Origin of the sequence: Salinarchaeum sp. Harcht-Bsk1 (assembly GCF_000403645.1) — an archaeon.
In the GTDB taxonomy this organism is placed as follows: Archaea; Halobacteriota; Halobacteria; order Halobacteriales; family Salinarchaeaceae; genus Salinarchaeum.
On the sequence record NC_021313.1, the window covers coordinates 53442 to 69953 of the forward strand.

Below are 16512 nucleotides of genomic sequence, written 5' to 3' on the forward strand. Positions count from 1 at the left end.
CGCCATTCCTATCGGAACTGATACTATAACGGTTCTTGGCCCGGGGCTCGTGGCGCCACGTCTTGCTCCGAAAAACGGCCCCGATCGATAGCGGCCGGGCGATCGAACGATCGTCTTACTCCCGGTAGGTACAGAATACAGAACGCTCAGACCGTCACCTTTCGCGCCACGTCGAGCATCGCGTCGACGTCGACGACAGGCGTGTACTCGAACCCGCCCTCGCCATCGTCTTCCCGAATGAGTCCCGCGACGAGAGGCTCCTCGAGGCGCTGGGAAACCATCTCTGCGTCCGTACTCACGTCTTCGGGTTCCAGTACGACATGAGAGACCGGAATCGCTTCGACGCCATCGACCACGTCGACCCGAATGCCGGCGTTGCCCTGGTTCGATCCGGTCGCGAAGACGATCAGCTCCTGCACGTCGACGGACCGTTCGGACTCGGGGAGTCCGAACAGGACGCGAGGGTCGATCACTGCCGTGATCTCGCCACGGAGGTCGGTGATGCCGTCGATCGCCTCGGACGTGCGCGGCACTCGCGTTCGCTCACCGACGTCCACGAGCCGCCGAACGGCGTTGACGTGGAGTGCGTAGGACTGATCGCCGAGTGAGAAGCGGACGAACTGCTCGCGCTCCTCTTCCTCCTCCTGGCGTTGTCCCTCTGCCTCGGTCTCCCCGAGGGCGACGTCGGGCTCGGCCGTCTCGTCGATGTCGAGCTCTTCTTCGATGCCGATGAGCTCCTCCGGCAGCTCCATCGAATTGCCGCAGGATGGCTGTATGGTTAAGTCTGACCCCCGATTGCGGACGGTCTGCCACCCAGATACGACCACGTTACAACCAGTTGACACCCAGTCGACGCGTCAGGAGGGTCGCCTCGTTCGTCGATCGTCTGAATTATTGATAAAAGTCGTTAATAGGGCGCCCTCTCGACCTGTTGGTGAATGGGCGATCCAGGCGGCGCTGGCGCGAGTGGTATCGACGTCCTCCCGTTGCACGTCGGCGAGGGGACGTACGCGGTCAAACTCGATCGCGTTGCGACGGTGCTCAGAACGGGCGTTCTCGACGACGTCGAACACGGTACGGTTATCGACCTCGCAGAGCACACGATAGAGATCGCTGCGGCAGCGACGTTGCTGGGAGAGCGGTCCACCGAAGAGAGTGCGGTCGTCGTCTTCCATGGGAAGGGAACAAACGGACACGTTCCCGGCTGGCTCGTGACCGACGTCGGCGACCCCACAGCCATCGAGGAGGTGAAGCCGACCGTCGGGTCGATCCGGCACGTCCGCGGAAAGGTATTGCTCGACGACGAGTCGGTCGTGCTCGTCGATCCGATCCGTATCCACCGGCAGTGATCCGCCAGGTCCGGTTCGGCGACCACGCCACCTGTTAATTCGATTTCCCGTCTCACAGCGGACGCGATTCAATCTTCGGAAACCGTCCGGTGAACGCGCACAGCAGGACCATAGAACACGCGAATCACCCCCTGAAGCACGGGAAGCAGCCAGCACGGGAACGTGGCCCGTTCGATAGAAGGTCAAAAGATTCAAACTATCCTCCGCGGAAGTAAGCCGCCATGGCTGAGTTGCCGGCCGACGACGATCCAGACGCAATCGAACCACTGCTGGCTGCGCTCGGCGGGAAGTACGCAGCCAGGATCCTCGCTGCCGCGGACCGTCCACGCTCCGCCAGAGAACTCAGCGACGAACTCGACGTACCGATCGCGACCTGCTACCGTCGCATCGAGGAGCTGGAAGCGGCGAATTTGCTCACCTGTCACGGACGGGAATCCTCGAATCGTGGCCGGCGAACCAGGGTCTATCGCAGAACGATCTCCGAGGTCACGCTCGGGCTGGAAGGCGACGTCCCGGTGCTGGACGTCGACGACCGGGACTCGATCGCAGGGTCCAGCAGGACGGGCTCGCTTCGCGACGCCTGAGCGCGCTGGTGCCTGCGTTTTCCACAGCAAAACGGGGCGAGGGCCGCTACCGGCGCCGCCTTCACGACGCACGATCCGACGGGCGACAGATTGCGGCTCACTCCGGGACCCCCTCTGGCTCTCCGTCACGATTCGCCCTGGCAGTCGCCGTCACGTAGATCCCCGCGAGGACGACCGCCATCGAGACCACGACCCCTGGGCCGACGACTTCGTCGAGCAGGACGACCCCGAGGACGGTCGAGCCGACCGGTTCGCCCAGCAGGGCGACGCTCACGACCGTCGAGCGGAGGTGCTCGAGCGTCCAGTTGACTACGGTGTGGCCGAGGAGTCCCGGTCCGAGCGCCATCGCGAGAAAGAGGAGCCACTCCCTGGCCGGATACCCCACGAACGCACCGGCGTCGAGTATCCCGGCGGGCCCCGCAGCAGACGCATCGCCGCGAAGCACGGACACGACCGTTGCCCCGTCGATCGATACGGCGACGAAGAGCGTCGCGACGCAGGCCGCGTAGACCACCGTGACGTAGGGGAGGATCGGGATCCGCTGCCGGAGCGATCTGCCAGCCAGCACGTAGCCCGCCGCCGCGACCGCACCGATCACCGCCAGCGTGCTCCCTACGAACGCGGAGCCCCCGGCAGGAAGCGACGCGTCGCTCTGGACGAGGGTCAGTGCCGACGCTCCAAACAGCGCGACGACGATGCCCGCGACGGTCCGACGATCCACCCGCTCGTCGAGCACCAGCGCGGCGCCGAGGGCCACGAAGACCGGCTGGGTCTGCACGAGCGTCACCGAGGCTGCGACGGTCGTCCAGGCCAGGCTCTCGATCCACGCCAGAAAGTGCAACGCGAGGGCGACGCCGGCGACGCTCGCGACGACGACGTCCCGTCGAGCGATCCGCCCGAACGCCTGGCGGTGCCTGAGCAGCGCGACGGGCGCGACCGCCAGCAGCGTGAACAGGACGCGATAGAACGCGATGACGTCGCTTGGAGCGTCGCTCCACCGGATCAGAATGGCGCTCCAGGCCACGCCGACGACGGCGACGGCGAGCGCGAGATGCGGAACGGAGGTCGAGGACCCGGCGAGCCGATCGCCGATCGAACCGACGCTGTCGCTCACACCCCGACCGACTCGGCCCGGGGTCTTGCGCGTTGTGGAGACGAAAGCTGCTGGCTTCCGCGACGGTCAGCCCCGATAGAGCGGCCGCCCAACAGGCAACTTAGTCCTCGAGGAGTTCCCGCGTTCGCCGGTGGCGATACCGGAACATCGGGGCCATGCCGACGACCATCGCCCGAGCTGCGAGTCGACCGGGCGCGCCACCGGGAAGTTCGTACTCCACCCGATCCCTGACGATCGTGTCGTCCTCGCCAGCGTAGAAAGCGTGCGTGTGGAGCCACTCGCTGAAGGGCCCCTCGACCATCCGGTCGCGAAAGAAGGCCGTCCCGTCTTGCTCCCGCCGTTCGACGATCACGGATTTCGTGCGGCGTCTGGGGCCGACGCCGAACGGTCGGAGGGAGAGCTGGATCTCAGATCCTTCTACGAGTTCGGCTGGATCAGGTTCGCCGTCTGGGCCCGTCACTTCCTCGACCTTGAGCCCTAGCCAGTTCGGCGTGAGTGCGACCAGCCCGTCGGTCGTCGCGTGAAACTCCCAGACCTCTTCGAAGGGTGCTCGGACGCGGGTCGTCCGTTCGTAAACCGCCATGGAGAATCGACGGCCTGTAGGGACAAAACCGGAGGGGACGGGGAAAACTGATCCCGGGAATCCGGGGGGACGGGCGTCGCAGATCAGTCGGACGCCATGTTCCGACAGTTCTCGGCACACTCGGGGAGGACGTCCGCGCAGGCCTGGCAGTGGTCCGCGTCGTGCTTGCTGCACTCCTCGGCGCAGGCCTCGCACGCCTCCGCGCACAGTTCGGCGAGATGTGCGCTGTACTGCGAATCGCGGGCCATGAACCGTGCGTGCAGCGACGCGACGTCTGTTACGTCTCGACAGAGTCGCGCACACTCCTCCATCTCGGCGTCGCCGAGACATTCGTCCGCACACCACTCACAGACTTCGACGGCCTCGTTGCACAGTTCGATACACTCGCGCTCTTCCTCGGTCAGGGTCTCGATTCGGGAGACAGTTTCTGCGAATGACATCGCAGTCAGTCTGGAGACTGCGTCCGACTTCGTTATAGACGGCGTTGCCGGCGGTAAGTCGACTGGAGTAACGGACCGAACCACGAGACAGGACGGCGATACTCCGGCTAGGGTTGCACCAAAGGCCCTGAACAGTCGTAGGCGACGAGCCTGGTGCGGTCGACGTCCGACTCGCCGCCCCACGGCGTCCCCTCCTGGCTGAACGCGTAGATCTCGACTGACTCCAAGCGACCGTCGTGGGTCCTGTTCCACCGGTCACACAGGTAGTTGGCGTAGTACGACTGGTGGTCGTCGTTGCCGTAGAGGTTCGAGAGGTACTTTCGCCAGCGCGCGGTGCCGACGGTGTCGGCTGGATTCGGCGGTCTGTCCCGAGTCACGTTCCCACCGTGGACGGCGTCGACGGTCTCGCCGCTGGCGAGGGTCCCTTCCGCGACGAACCATCGCGTGTTCGAGAGCGGGTGAGGAGCGAACAGTCGCCAGTTCTGCTCGGTGTCGGTCTTGTCGAGGAGTTCCTGTCCGGGATCGGGTGGTGCTGCTGCGTACCCGAGGGCATGCGCGTTGGAAACCACGATCAGGACGAGGAACACTGCTGGGACCACCGTGGAGAGTACCGGACGGAGGCCGGGGAGCGTCGCGGGGAGGGGAACGATCGGTCCCACCGGTTTCGACGGAACGGCGTCCGAAATCGTCGAACGGACGTCGCGAATTCGATCGGTGATCCCGCGTTCCGCCGCTGCTTCGAGGACCCGATCCCAGACGACGGGCGGGTAAAACAGCAGCAGTGCGCTGACGACCACGATCGGGAAGACGCCGATCTGCAACGTCAGAAACATGCCAGTGTGCATCCCGACGAACCCGGTCGCGACCACCGCCCGCGGCCAGCCAGTGAGCAACAGCAGGAACGGGGCCAGCGCCATCAGCACCATCCACCCGTAGCTGAACCCGACCAGAAGATCCGGGAACTGTGCGAGGTGTGGTCCCAGGAACACGGTGAACTGATCGAGCGTCAGGATGTAGGGAACGGCCTCGCCGTCGATCCACGCCTGCCCCCTCGTCTTGTGGACGAAGTTCGAGACGTACATGATCACGATCTGGGCGAGGATCGCAAGCGACGCAATCGAGGCGACCGTGGCGCGATCGCGCTCCAGCCGTCGCGCGTCGAGCGACCATCGTTCACCCATCGGGAGGAAGATGCTCCAGAACACGAGGAGCCGCAACATCGTATCGCCCCCGTTGAGCACCATCGGATTCCGGTTGTGCAACGAGAACAGCAAGACCCAGGAGAGGAAGGTCACGGTCCGCGTCCGGTAGCCGAGTATCATCGAGACGCCCAGCAACGCGGCCCCGACGAAGAGGAGTGCCACGAGCCACGTCTCGCCGACCCACGCGTGCAGCGAGTGGACTTCCGTGTAACTACGGTAGAGCGCTTCGTTCGGGAGGACGCCGTCGTTCGTGTAGAATGCGGTAAAGTTCCGCGCTCGCAAGAGCAGATCGAACACGATGATGCTCCCGATGGCGATCCGGAAGACTGCGAGCGCCCGGAGATCGATCTGGACCCGCCGCTGGACTGCTGCACCGAACCAATCGAGGATCCGAGTGGCCCGTCGCGTCACGTGATCGGTCGAAGCGTTCGATGTCATCGGTGACGGGATTCGTTGGCTCGAACGTGGAGACGGCTATCTTATACCCTTTGTGTAAACCCAAACGATCGTCGTACCGTCGTGCCGGAAATGTGGGGGTGGTTGACTGCGTCGCTGACGGTGGACTGGAGACGACAGCGAGTCAGTCAGGCCTGAAGCCGGTCCTCGCTGCAGTCGTAGTGATCGACGACGACGTCGCGTTCGATCGGCGTCTCCGGACCGTCGGGGCCGACCTCCCGTTGCATCGCGTAGATCGAAACGGTCGCGAGCTGCGTATCGTGGGTGCGATTCCAGTGCTCACAGAGGAAGTTCCCGAGGTGGTTCGGCGTGTGGCTCAGCGAGTGGTACTGCGTGTAGACGATGGCCTTCCGCCATCTGGCCGTTCGAACCGTCGTCGCCGGATTGGGCGGTCGATCGAACGACGGAGCGCCACCGAGATACGGATCGACGCGTGTGCCATCGGTGAGATTGCCGACGCCGACGTACCAGCGGCTCGTGTCTGCAGGGTTCGGCGCGAACATCTGCCAGTGCTGGTCCATCTCGGTGTGATCGAGGAGTTCGTCGCCCGGATCAGGAACCTCCGCGTAGTCCACGGAAGCTGCCCCAGAGAGGACGACGGAGGGAATCATGAGCACGAGCACGATCGACGCAACGGTTGGGCCCGGATCTGGAACCCCATCGGGAAGCAGATCGCGGGGTCTAGTTCGGAGTCGCGGGAGTGGAGCCACTCTGTCCAGTCGATCCAGCGTCGCGCCAAGAAGCGGGGACAGCCCTCGCTCCGTCGCGACTGCTTCGAGTCGATCCCAGATCGGTCGGTGGTAGAAGACCAGCAAGCCCGAGACGGAGACGAACGGGAAGATCCCGATCGCCATCGTCGTCGCCATGCCGAGGTGCATCCCGGCGAACGCACTCGCGAGCAGCGCACGAGGCCAGCCCGTGAGCAGGAGCAGCAGCGGTGCGACGACGACGACCAACGTGAGCCACACCCAGGTCACGAGTCGCAGCAGTGGCTGGACCTCGGCGAGATACGGACCCAGATAGACGGTGAAGTGCTCCAGGTGCATGATCGTGGGTACGGCGCTCCCGTCGAGCCACTCCTCGCTCCGGAGTTTGTGGACGGCGTTGATGGTGTAGACGAGCACGATCTGCACGAGAAGGGCGAGCGTCCCGAGGGAGGCGACCGCTATCCGGTCGCGATCGACGCGCCTCGCGTCGATCGACCAGCGTTCGCCGAGTGGCAGGAAGATCCCCCAGAACAGGAGCATCCTGAACAGCACGTCCCCCGAGTTGAGTACGAGCGGGTTCCGCGTGTGCAAGGACAGTAGCATGAACCAGGAGACGACGGTCGCCGTTCGGGTGTGATAGCCCAGCAAGAGCGAGAGCGCGAACAGCCCCGCAATCACGAACAGGAGGGCCTGGAACTCGACCGAGCCGTCGAACGCGTGTACGGAGTAGGGTTCGGCCAACGCCGGATTCAGATACGAGAGCGGGTAGATGCCCCGATCGGTGTAGAACACGACGAAGTTGCGCGTTCGCAACAGGAGATCCACGAGCAATAGCGACCCCAGTGCGATCCGGAGTGCAGCGAGCGCCCGAAGGTCGATCGCGATTCGATCGACCGTCGTCGCCGCGAGCCAATCGACGCCGGCCCCGATTCGGTCTCGGGCCGACGGGGATGCAACCTCAGCCATGGTGGTCCGGTGTGCGCGTGGGTACCAACAGGGACGGTCTCACATATAGCCGTTGTGAAGGATCAAGGAATAGCCGTTGTGTAGGCGCAAAGAGCGACTGTAGATACGGGAGGGGCAGATCGAACGCTGTGATCGCGGCCGGGAGGCGACGGTGCAGTGATCGCAACACTCAACCGGAGACCGATCGTCGTTCCGAGTATGACCCACGATCCCGACGAAGAGCACCTCGTCATCCTCTTCGATGGGGTCTGCAACCTCTGCAGTGGCTTCGTCCAGTTCGTCGCGCCTCGGGATCCCGAGGGGACGTTCGCCTTCGCTTCCTTACAGTCCGACGTCGCGAGGGAGTTACTCGCCGACCACGACGTCGATCCCGACGCGCTCGAGTCCATCGTCTTACTGGAGGGCGACGACGCCTACGTCAAGTCGGGCGCAGTCTTGCGAATCGGGTACCACCTCGGTGGCATCTATCGGCTGGGATGGCCGCTCCGAGTGTTCCCCCGCCGACTGCGCAACTGGGCGTACGACTTCGTCGCGAACCGCCGCTATCGGTGGTTCGGAAAGAAGGACCAGTGTATGATTCCGGAGGGCGACCTCCAGTCGCGGTTTCTCGAGTGAGCCGACCTGATTGGCAATCGGTGGGGTCCGAACGGCTCGTCTGAAGCGGCCCAGTCCGAACGGTTCAGTCCGAAGAAGGACGAATCCGGTCGACGCCGCGCGCACTCTTCGATTTGACGCCGTCGATGCGTTCACGAGCGGAGAGTCTGGTTTCGCCGAACGCAGCCCCGAGCATCGCTCCCATCGCCGCCCCGGAGCTGGCCGCGCTCCGGCTGAAGAGCCCACCCAGACCGCCGCCGATGGCCGCACCGATCGCCGCGTACCGTGCTCGACTCAACGCCCGCTTGATTCTACCTGGGGACATTACCAGATACTAAGGTCGTGACGCGAATAAAGGTGTGGTTCGGTGTAGGGACAGGTCGTCCGTCCACCCGAATGCTGGACTCCGCTGTTCGATCCGTGGAATCCACCGTACTGAACGGGCCTCACCACCGAGTTCGAGACGAGCGATCGCGTCGGACGAACAGGGAAGAGACTCGGCAAAACGGCACCTGGCCCCTAGATGAACAGCAACGGAATCATCGCCAGGATTCCCGCGAGCAAGCCACCGACGAGTTCCGGCACGCCACCCCGGCGCATGTCGGAGCCGAGGTCGAGCGCTTCCGGAATGAACTCCGAGAGGACGAGATAGATCATCGCCCCGGCGGCGAATCCGAAGCCAACCGGGAGGAACTCTCTGGCGATTCGCACGAACCAGAACGCTAGCACCGCGCCGATCGGCTGGGGAAGGCTCGAGAAGACGGCCCACCAGACCATCCGCCACTCGGAGACCTCCATCGATCGGAGCGGAATCGCGATGGCGGTCCCTTCCGGGACGTTGTGGATCGATATCGCGACGGTCATGAACACGGCCAGCGGCGGGATCGTGAGTCCGAGCACCCAGATCCCGGTTCCGAGGTTCAGGTCGGCGAAGGAAACGCCGATCGCGACGCCCTCGGGGAAACTGTGCACCGTCAGCACGCCGAGGATGAGCACGAGTTTTGCGAAGTCCGCCTCCTCGTAGTCACGGGCGTCGAGTTCGCTGTTCATCAGCAGGTCGTGCGCGACGACGACGAGCAAAACGCCGGCGAGTGCACCGATCCCGACTTCGAGGATCGTCCCCTCGGCCAGCCCCTCGCCCACGAGTCCGAACATCGACGCCGAGAGCATGATCCCGGAGGCGACGCCCCAGAGCGCGACGTTCATCCGGGTGCTGATGTCGTCGAAGAAGAAAAACGGCAGTGCGCCCAGCCCGGTCGCGAGTGCCGTGATCAATCCGGCGACGAAGACCACGACGAGATTCTCGACGACGGCCATCGCGCCGACGTTTGCGTCGGGGATTCAAAGGTCCACTGGAAGCCCCCACTACGGGCTGCCAAGTGGACGATTCCACTGCAGGTGAAGGCCGACGGATCGGTCAGAGTTCCCGCTCGACGTAGCGTTCGATCCGCTGGACACGAACGGGGTCGTAGGTCCAGAAGCCGCGCCAGGTCCGGGGCTCTGTCTCGTAGGCGACGAGTGCAATCGCGTCTTCTCCGGAGGACGGGGGATCGAACAGAACGAACCAGCTTCGTCGGAAGTCGGCCGTGTCGCCTGCGTGGACGATTCCACGGAGTTCCTCTGGCGGTAACTCGTCGGCCGTGCCGTAGAGGTGGACGTCGACGTCCGTGTCGACGAGGCTCCGGTAGACCTCGTACGTGCCTTTCTCGTCCTCGATTCGAGCGAGATTCTGGAATGAGGCGCGGAGCGTCCCCTCGCCGGCTTCCCAGGCACGACGTTCGATCAACCGGGAAATCGTGATGAGGACGAGCTTCTCCCGGTCGGATTCTGGGTAGCCACGGAGGTGAAACGGCTGCTCGTCCATCGCGAGCAGGACGTCCGGTACGACGACGTCCTCGAGGTCGCGGGTGCCGGTCCGGAAGATGTCGGAGTTGACGTACAGCAACTGCTCCCCCAGCGCTCCCATGGGGGACCGCGCGACGACCTCGCCGTCTTCGACGAGCAACACGACGTCTTCGTCCTCGTCGTCGGCGACGCGTTCGATCGTGGGGACGTCCTCTTCGGGAAATGTCGCCTCCAGCAACTCAGAGACGTGTTCGGGCTCAGTCCGGTTGAGGACCGCCAACGATCGATCCGGATCGGGAAGCTCCTCCACGAACGACAGCAGTGTCACGGAGAGAGGTTGCACTGTTTCCAGCCTAAGCGTTCTGGCCAACCCTACCAGCCGCGAGTCCTCACCACTGGGCTCCCTCGCCCGACGGATGGACGTTGCATCGCCTGTTTGCAGATGCCCTCAGATAGAAGATGGCGAGGGAGAGACGCCGACTCTCACTTCGTGAGGACGTTCGAAGGTGAGGAATTACTATACGATGCCGTCGTTCAAACGAGTTCGATGGCAGCGATGGACGATGCCCTGCCGGAGCAACGGTTTCTCGACCGGGAGTGGGACGTCTGCATCGTCCTCGACGCGTGTCGGTACGACCGGTTCGCGGCGAAGTACCAGGACTACCTCGTCGGCGACCTCCAGCGCCTGGTGAGTCCTGGCTCCTCCACGCCGGAGTGGGCCTACCGGACGTTCACCGACCACCACGACGTCGCGTACTTCTCCGGCAACCCGTTCGTCAACGGACTCGGCATCCCGCTGAACGAACTGAAGTGGGGCGCCAGTTGCGACTACGACTGGGCCGCCAGCGACCACATCGAGACCGTGATCGACGTCTGGAAGGAGGGCTGGGACGACGACCTCGGCACAGTACCCCCGGGGTCACTCGCCCAGGCACTCGAACGACACCGCGAGAGCGCCGAAGCGGCCGAACGAATCGTCCTCCACTACATGCAGCCACACGCACCCTACCTGGATCGCGAGACGAGTGGCAAACTATCGACGATCAAGAACGGGATCCAGTCCCAGGGCGCAGAGGCTGACGGTGGCGATCCTGGCATCGTCGACCGCATCGGCGACGCCGTCCGGCCCCGCGTCGAGCAGTTCCTCGAGGGCCGAAGACTCGCTCAGAAGGCCGGGATGTGGGTCGAACTCGACAAGCGAGGCATTCTCACGTCGGGAACGCGAGCGACGGCGCTGCAACACTACGATCGAAACCTCGAGATCGTGCTCGAGTCGGTCACGTCGCTGATTCCCGAACTCGAGGGCGACGTGGTGGTCACCGCCGACCACGGCGAGGCCTTCGGCGAGCATGGCATCTGGGAGCACCACATCGAGACGCACATTCCGCCCCTGATCGAGGTACCCTGGATCGAGGTCGAGGCCGTCAGGTGACGACGCCGAAGCGATGGCAACGAGCGGCGATCGCTCTATCACTCTCTATCAGCATCTCTCTATCATTATCTCTCTATCAGCATCTCTCTGAGATCCGTTCGCCGGTGCAAACGTCTTTGATGCGTGCTACCGAATAGCTCCCCATGGCACACGTGATCGTCGTCGGGGGCGGCCCCGCAGGGCTGAGTGCGGCACTCTTCGCGGAGAAGAACGGTCTCGACGTAACTGTCTTTGACACCGACGGAACGTGGATGCACAACGCACACCTCTTCAACTACCCTGGCGTCGGGTCGATCGACGGAACGTCGATGATGGAGAACCTCCGCGCCCAGGTCGACAGCTTCGGCGTGGACCGACACCAGGACGAGGAAGTCACCGACGTCGCGGCTGCCGGGGAGGGGTTCACTGTGACGACCGACGACGGAGAGTACGACGCCGACTACGTCGTCCTTGCTACTGGGGCGAATCGCGACCTCGCGGAGTCGCTCGGCTGTTCCTTCGACGGCGACGTCGTCGACGTCGACGTGACGATGGAGACGAGCGTCGAGGACGCGTACGCGACGGGCGCGATGGTCCGCGCCGAGGAGTGGCAGGCCGTCATCTCGGCCGGCGACGGTGCCGCAGCAGCACTCAACGTCCTCACGAAGGAGAAAGGGGAACACTTCCACGACTTCGACACTCCAGACACCGCTACGGAGACCTTCGGATCCTTCGGCGAGGAGTGATTTCACCGGGCGCGTCGCAAGACGTCTAAGTCGATAATCATCGCCGGCAGTGAACGCTGACACCGTGGAGAAGCGGCAACGGCCACATCGTTATCCACCTCCGATCCCTACCAGACGTAATGCCAAGCAACATTCCCGGCGTACACCACGTGACGGCGATCGCGGGGGATCCCAGCCGCAACCTCGCGTTCTACACCGAGACGCTCGGTCTCCGTCTCGTCAAGCGAAGCGTCAACCAGGACGACGTCGGCACCTACCACCTGTTCTACGGCGACCACGGCGGCTCGCCCGGGACGAGTATGACCTTCTTCCCGCACCCGAACGCCCGACGTGGGCAGGTCGGCAACGGACAGGTCTCGACGACCCAGTTCCTGATCCCCGGCGACGCCGTCGAGTACTGGACCGAACGCCTCGCGGACGAAGGCGTCGACGCCCGCGAACCCCATGACCGCTTCGGCGACACCGTAATCGCGTTCGAGGACCCCGACGGGCTCCCGCTCGAACTCGTCGCTCGCGACGACGCGCCAGCCGGGGATCCGCCCGACGGCCCAGTCCCGGCGGACTACGCCATCCGGGGCTTCTTCGGCGTCACGCTCTCGCTGGCACGCGCTCGCGGAACGACCAATCTCCTCGAGGCGATGGGCTTCGAAGCGACGGAATCGACGGCGAACCGCGAGCGATACGAGTCGCACGGCGACCTCGGGTACGTGGTCGACGTCCTCGAAGACGACTCGATTCCTGCGGGGAGCCAGGGCGCGGGGACCGTCCACCACGTCGCGTTCCAGGTCACGGCCGAGGAGCAAGCCGAGTGGCGCGAGGTCCTCCAGAGCCACGGCCTGCGGCCCACCGAAATCATCGACCGGAAGTGGTTCGAGTCGGTGTACGCCCGAACCGCGGGCGGCGTGCTCTTCGAGTTCGCGACGGAGGAGCCCGGATACACCGTCGACGAAACGCTCGACTCGCTCGGCGAGTCGCTCGTGCTCCCGGAGTGGTTAGAGGAGCGCCGCGACGAGATAGCGGCGCAGCTACCGCCGCTCGACGGGTCCTCGCGATCGGATTGAGGCGTTCGGCGTCCCGAGTCGCTCTGCCCACCGCTTGCATCGAAAGCTATTCGCGGAATATAATTTTGCAATCGAAAGCGCCAGGCCACAGACCTATGGGTGCCGAGTGCCTTCGACCGAGTATGCACCAGCTCGACGACACGGACCTGGAGATTCTCGAGATGCTAGGCGAGGACGCCCGGCGGCCGTTCAGCGAAATCGCCGACCGCGTGGGGATGTCTGGCCCCGGCGTCTCGGATCGCGTGGACCGACTGCGCGACGCTGGCATCATCGAGCGGTTCACCGTCGACGTCGATCGAACGCAGCTTCGTGACGGCGTCCCCGTGTTCGTGCAAGTGCGCGGTCACGCCGGGTCGGTCCAGGAGCTCAAAGACGACCTCGCTAGCGAGGATCCAGTCGAGCACGTCTTCGTCACCGCCGCTGGCGAGTGCTGGTTCGTCGCCCGCCCGCCAGAGGGATCGGTCCGGCAATGGCTCGACGATCGAATCGACCGGGACGAGGCGAGCGTGACCGTCACGCTGCTCGACGAGGTCGCCTGGACGCCATCCATCGGCGGGACCGCCTTCGCGCTTGCCTGTGCAGAGTGTGGAAACACCGTCGACAGCGAAGGGGAACAGGCGACGATCGACGGCGAGCGCTACAGCTTCTGCTGTACCTCCTGTCGCGACCGGTTTCTCGAGCGTCGCGACCGAATCGCGGAGGACGCCTGACGCTTGGATTCGTAGCTCCCGGGCGACCGCTTGCTTGGATTTCGAGGGGCAACGTGCCTAAAGGAGGAACCCGTACTAGTTTCCAATGACGACGAGAACAGCGCAGCTCTCGATACAGGGAATGAGTTGTGCGAACTGCGCACAGACCATTACCGACACCGTGGAGGACCTCGATGGCGTCGAGACGGCGAGCGTCAACTACGCGACCGACGAGGCGTCGGTCGAGTACGATCCCGACTCGGTGTCGCTCTCGGCCATCTACGACGCCGTGGAGCGGGCCGGCTACGATCCCGTCCGGGTCGATCGATCGATCGCGATCGCGGACATGAGCTGTGCGAACTGCGCCGACACCAACGAGGACGCACTCGGCGCAGTGCCCGGCGTGATCGACGTCGACGTCAACTACGCGACGGACGAGGCGTCGGTGAGCTACAATCCCAACGACGCCGACCTCGCGGACCTCTACGACGCAGTCGAGAACGCCGGCTACTCGCCGGTCCGGGAGGGCACGGACGGTGGCGAGTCCGGCGGAGGAAGCGAGGGAGACAGTGGAGGCGACGGCGAGGAGGTGTCGGCACGGGACGCCGCCAGAGAAGCCGAGATCCGCAAGCAGCTTCGCCTGACGCTGTTCGGCGCAGCGCTCGCCGCACCGCTGGTGTTCTTCCTGATCGAACGGCTGGTAATCGGCGGGGGCATCCTCCCCGACCACGTCTTCGGCGTCGAGTTCGGCTGGCTGGAGTTCGCGCTCGCGACGCCGGTCCAGGTCGTCCTCGGCAAGCCGTTCTACGAGAACTCGTACAAGGCGCTCGTCCGGAATGGGCGCGCCAACATGGACGTGTTGATCGCGCTGGGTTCCACGACGGCGTACCTCTACAGCGTCGTCGTCTTGCTCGGGCTGATCGCCGGCGGCCTCTACTTCGACACCGCCGCGCTCATCCTCGTGTTCATCACGCTCGGGAACTACCTAGAGGCCCGCTCGAAGGGCCAGGCGAGCGACGCGCTCCGGGAACTCCTCGAGATGGAGGCCGACACGGCGATCGTCGTCCGCGACGACGGCTCCGAGGAGGAGATTCCGCTCGAGGACGTTCAGGTCGGCGACCGGATGAAGGTCCGCCCAGGTGAGCAGATCCCGACGGACGGTCGTGTGGTCGAGGGCTCCTCCGCCGTCGACGAGTCGATGGTCACCGGGGAGTCGGTGCCGGTCGAGAAGTCCGATGGCGACGAAGTCGTCGGGTCCACGATCAACGAGGGCGGCCTGCTCGTCGTCGAAGCCACCAAAGTCGGCGAGGACACCGCCCTCCAGCAGATCGTCCAGACGGTCAAGGAGGCCCAGTCTCGCCAACCCGAGATCCAGAACCTCGCGGATCGCATCTCGGCGTACTTCGTTCCCGCCGTGATCGCGAACGCCCTGTTCTGGGGCGTGGTCTGGTTCCTCGCGCCGGACGCACTCGCTGGCGCCGTCGACGCGCTCCCCGTCTGGGGGCTCGTCGGCGGCGGTCCCGGAACGCTGGGTGCCTTCGAGTTCTCAGTCATCGTGTTCGCTTCAGCGGTGCTCATCGCCTGTCCCTGCGCGCTGGGGCTGGCGACGCCCGCCGCGACGATGGTCGGCAGCACGCTCGGCGCGAAGAACGGCGTCCTGTTCAAGGGCGGCGACGTCCTCGAGCGGGCGAAGGACGTGGACACCGTCGTCTTCGACAAGACGGGGACGCTGACGACCGGCGAGATGCAGCTCACCGACGTCGTCGCAGTAGGAGACGGGGCCGTCTCGGCTGACGGTGGATCGTCGAGTGGCGAACCGGCAGCCGACGGCGGCGCAGTGAGCGAAGTCGAGCCACCAACGCTCGACGAGGACGAAGTGCTCCGCCTCGCCGCGAGCGCCGAGCAGGGCAGCGAGCACCCGCTGGGCGAAGCGATCGTCGACGGTACGCGGGAGCGCGGACTCGACCTCTCCGACCCAGAGGAATTCGAGAGCGTCGCCGGACGGGGCGTGAAAGCCACGATCGACGGTCGAGCGGTGGCCGTTGGGAACCGTCGACTCATGGCCGAGGAGGGCGTCGACGCCAGCGCCGCCGAGGACACCATGGAGCGCCTGGAATCGGAGGGCAAGACGGCAATGTACGTCGCCGTCGACGGCTCGCTCGCCGGTGCCGTTGCGGACTCGGACACGCTCAAGGAGTCCGCGCCCGACGCAGTCGCAGCGTTGCAGGCCCGCGACCTCGACGTCATGCTCATCACGGGCGACAACGAGCGGACGGCGCGGGCCGTGGCCGAGCAGGTCGGCATCGATCCCGGGAACGTCCGCGCGGAGGTCCTGCCGGAGGACAAGTCCGACGCCGTCGAGGCGATTCAGTCGGACGGCAGGAAGGCGATGATGGTCGGTGACGGCGTCAACGACGCACCGGCGCTCGCGGTCGCCCACGTCGGTACGGCGATCGGCTCTGGCACGGACGTCGCCATCGAGGCCGCGGACGTGACGCTGATGCGCGACGACCCGCTGGACGTGGTCAAGGCGATCCGGATTTCGGAAGCCACCCTCCAGAAGATCAAGCAGAACCTCGTCTGGGCACTCGGCTACAACACGGCGATGATCCCGCTGGCGTCGCTGGGGCTGCTCCAGCCGGCGTTCGCGGCCGGTGCGATGGCGATCTCGTCCGTCTCGGTGCTCTCGAACAGCCTGCTGTTCCGGCGGTACGTTCCCGACCACGACTACCGGCTGCTCGGGTTCCTCCGTCGGTAATCCAGGC

Annotated in this window: 17 protein-coding genes; 8 read left to right on the plus strand and 9 right to left on the minus strand. The window is 65.0% G+C overall.

What is annotated here, in order from left to right:
* Positions 1 to 146 precede the first annotated feature (146 nt).
* Complete coding sequence (locus tag L593_RS00260) at positions 147 to 752, minus strand: chemotaxis protein CheW (RefSeq protein ID WP_020444901.1); 606 nt, start codon at positions 750 to 752, stop codon at positions 147 to 149.
* 186 nt (positions 753 to 938) lie between these two features.
* Here L593_RS00260 and L593_RS00265 point away from each other — a divergent pair, with 186 nt between their 5' ends.
* Both L593_RS00265 and L593_RS00270 read left to right on the plus strand, forming a co-directional pair.
* A complete protein-coding gene (locus L593_RS00265; RefSeq protein ID WP_020444902.1) occupies positions 939 to 1349 on the plus strand; it encodes a hypothetical protein in 411 nt (136 codons plus the stop codon).
* 221 nt (positions 1350 to 1570) lie between these two features.
* On the plus strand, positions 1571 to 1933 hold the full coding sequence (locus L593_RS00270; protein WP_020444903.1) for a helix-turn-helix domain-containing protein: 363 nt from the start codon (positions 1571 to 1573) through the stop codon (positions 1931 to 1933).
* Positions 1934 to 2030: 97 nt separating this feature from the next.
* Here the strand turns inward: L593_RS00270 and L593_RS00275 are convergent, their stop codons facing one another.
* The 5 genes from L593_RS00275 to L593_RS00295 all read right to left on the minus strand — a co-directional run bounded on the left by L593_RS00275 (position 2031) and on the right by L593_RS00295 (position 7401).
* On the minus strand, positions 2031 to 3047 hold the full coding sequence (locus tag L593_RS00275; RefSeq protein WP_020444904.1) for a DMT family transporter: 1017 nt from the start codon (positions 3045 to 3047) through the stop codon (positions 2031 to 2033).
* Positions 3048 to 3147: 100 nt separating this feature from the next.
* Positions 3148 to 3630, minus strand: coding sequence for an SRPBCC family protein (locus L593_RS00280; RefSeq protein WP_020444905.1), 483 nt, complete (start codon positions 3628 to 3630; stop codon positions 3148 to 3150).
* An 83-nt stretch (positions 3631 to 3713) separates the two neighbouring features.
* A complete protein-coding gene (locus L593_RS00285) occupies positions 3714 to 4070 on the minus strand; it encodes a four-helix bundle copper-binding protein (protein ID WP_020444906.1) in 357 nt (118 codons plus the stop codon).
* Positions 4071 to 4177: 107 nt separating this feature from the next.
* Positions 4178 to 5710, minus strand: a complete 1533-nt coding sequence (locus tag L593_RS00290) for an HTTM domain-containing protein (RefSeq protein ID WP_020444907.1) — start codon at positions 5708 to 5710, stop codon at positions 4178 to 4180.
* Between the two features lie 146 nt (positions 5711 to 5856).
* Positions 5857 to 7401 carry an HTTM domain-containing protein gene (locus tag L593_RS00295; protein WP_020444908.1) on the minus strand — a complete coding sequence of 515 codons (1545 nt, stop codon included), beginning with the start codon at positions 7399 to 7401 and terminating at the stop codon, positions 5857 to 5859.
* 198 nt (positions 7402 to 7599) lie between these two features.
* On the opposite strand from L593_RS00295, the gene L593_RS00300 reads away from it, so the two are divergent.
* Positions 7600 to 8016, plus strand: a complete 417-nt coding sequence (locus L593_RS00300; RefSeq protein ID WP_020444909.1) for a thiol-disulfide oxidoreductase DCC family protein — start codon at positions 7600 to 7602, stop codon at positions 8014 to 8016.
* 64 nt (positions 8017 to 8080) lie between these two features.
* Here L593_RS00300 and L593_RS00305 read toward each other — a convergent pair whose 3' ends face one another.
* The 3 genes from L593_RS00305 to L593_RS00315 all read right to left on the minus strand — a co-directional run bounded on the left by L593_RS00305 (position 8081) and on the right by L593_RS00315 (position 10168).
* Complete coding sequence (locus L593_RS00305) at positions 8081 to 8320, minus strand: hypothetical protein (RefSeq protein WP_020444910.1); 240 nt, start codon at positions 8318 to 8320, stop codon at positions 8081 to 8083.
* Between the two features lie 194 nt (positions 8321 to 8514).
* Positions 8515 to 9312, minus strand: a complete 798-nt coding sequence (locus L593_RS00310) for a ZIP family metal transporter (protein ID WP_020444911.1) — start codon at positions 9310 to 9312, stop codon at positions 8515 to 8517.
* 100 nt (positions 9313 to 9412) lie between these two features.
* Positions 9413 to 10168 (minus strand): DICT sensory domain-containing protein, encoded by a 756-nt coding sequence (locus tag L593_RS00315; RefSeq protein WP_020444912.1) that lies wholly within the window; start codon positions 10166 to 10168, stop codon positions 9413 to 9415.
* Between the two features lie 240 nt (positions 10169 to 10408).
* Between L593_RS00315 and L593_RS00320 the strand changes: the two genes are divergently transcribed.
* The 5 genes from L593_RS00320 (at position 10409) to L593_RS00340 (ending at position 16505) form a co-directional block, all read left to right on the plus strand.
* Positions 10409 to 11272: a hypothetical protein gene (locus L593_RS00320; protein ID WP_049894219.1), complete on the plus strand. Its 864-nt coding sequence runs from the start codon at positions 10409 to 10411 to the stop codon at positions 11270 to 11272.
* Positions 11273 to 11415: 143 nt separating this feature from the next.
* On the plus strand, positions 11416 to 11997 hold the full coding sequence (locus tag L593_RS00325; RefSeq protein WP_020444914.1) for an NAD(P)/FAD-dependent oxidoreductase: 582 nt from the start codon (positions 11416 to 11418) through the stop codon (positions 11995 to 11997).
* A 119-nt stretch (positions 11998 to 12116) separates the two neighbouring features.
* Positions 12117 to 13058 carry a VOC family protein gene (locus L593_RS00330; protein ID WP_020444915.1) on the plus strand — a complete coding sequence of 314 codons (942 nt, stop codon included), beginning with the start codon at positions 12117 to 12119 and terminating at the stop codon, positions 13056 to 13058.
* A gap of 122 nt (positions 13059 to 13180) precedes the next feature.
* On the plus strand, positions 13181 to 13768 hold the full coding sequence (locus L593_RS00335) for an AsnC family transcriptional regulator (RefSeq protein ID WP_020444916.1): 588 nt from the start codon (positions 13181 to 13183) through the stop codon (positions 13766 to 13768).
* Between the two features lie 85 nt (positions 13769 to 13853).
* Positions 13854 to 16505, plus strand: coding sequence for a heavy metal translocating P-type ATPase (locus tag L593_RS00340; RefSeq protein WP_020444917.1), 2652 nt, complete (start codon positions 13854 to 13856; stop codon positions 16503 to 16505).
* Positions 16506 to 16512 lie beyond the last annotated feature (7 nt).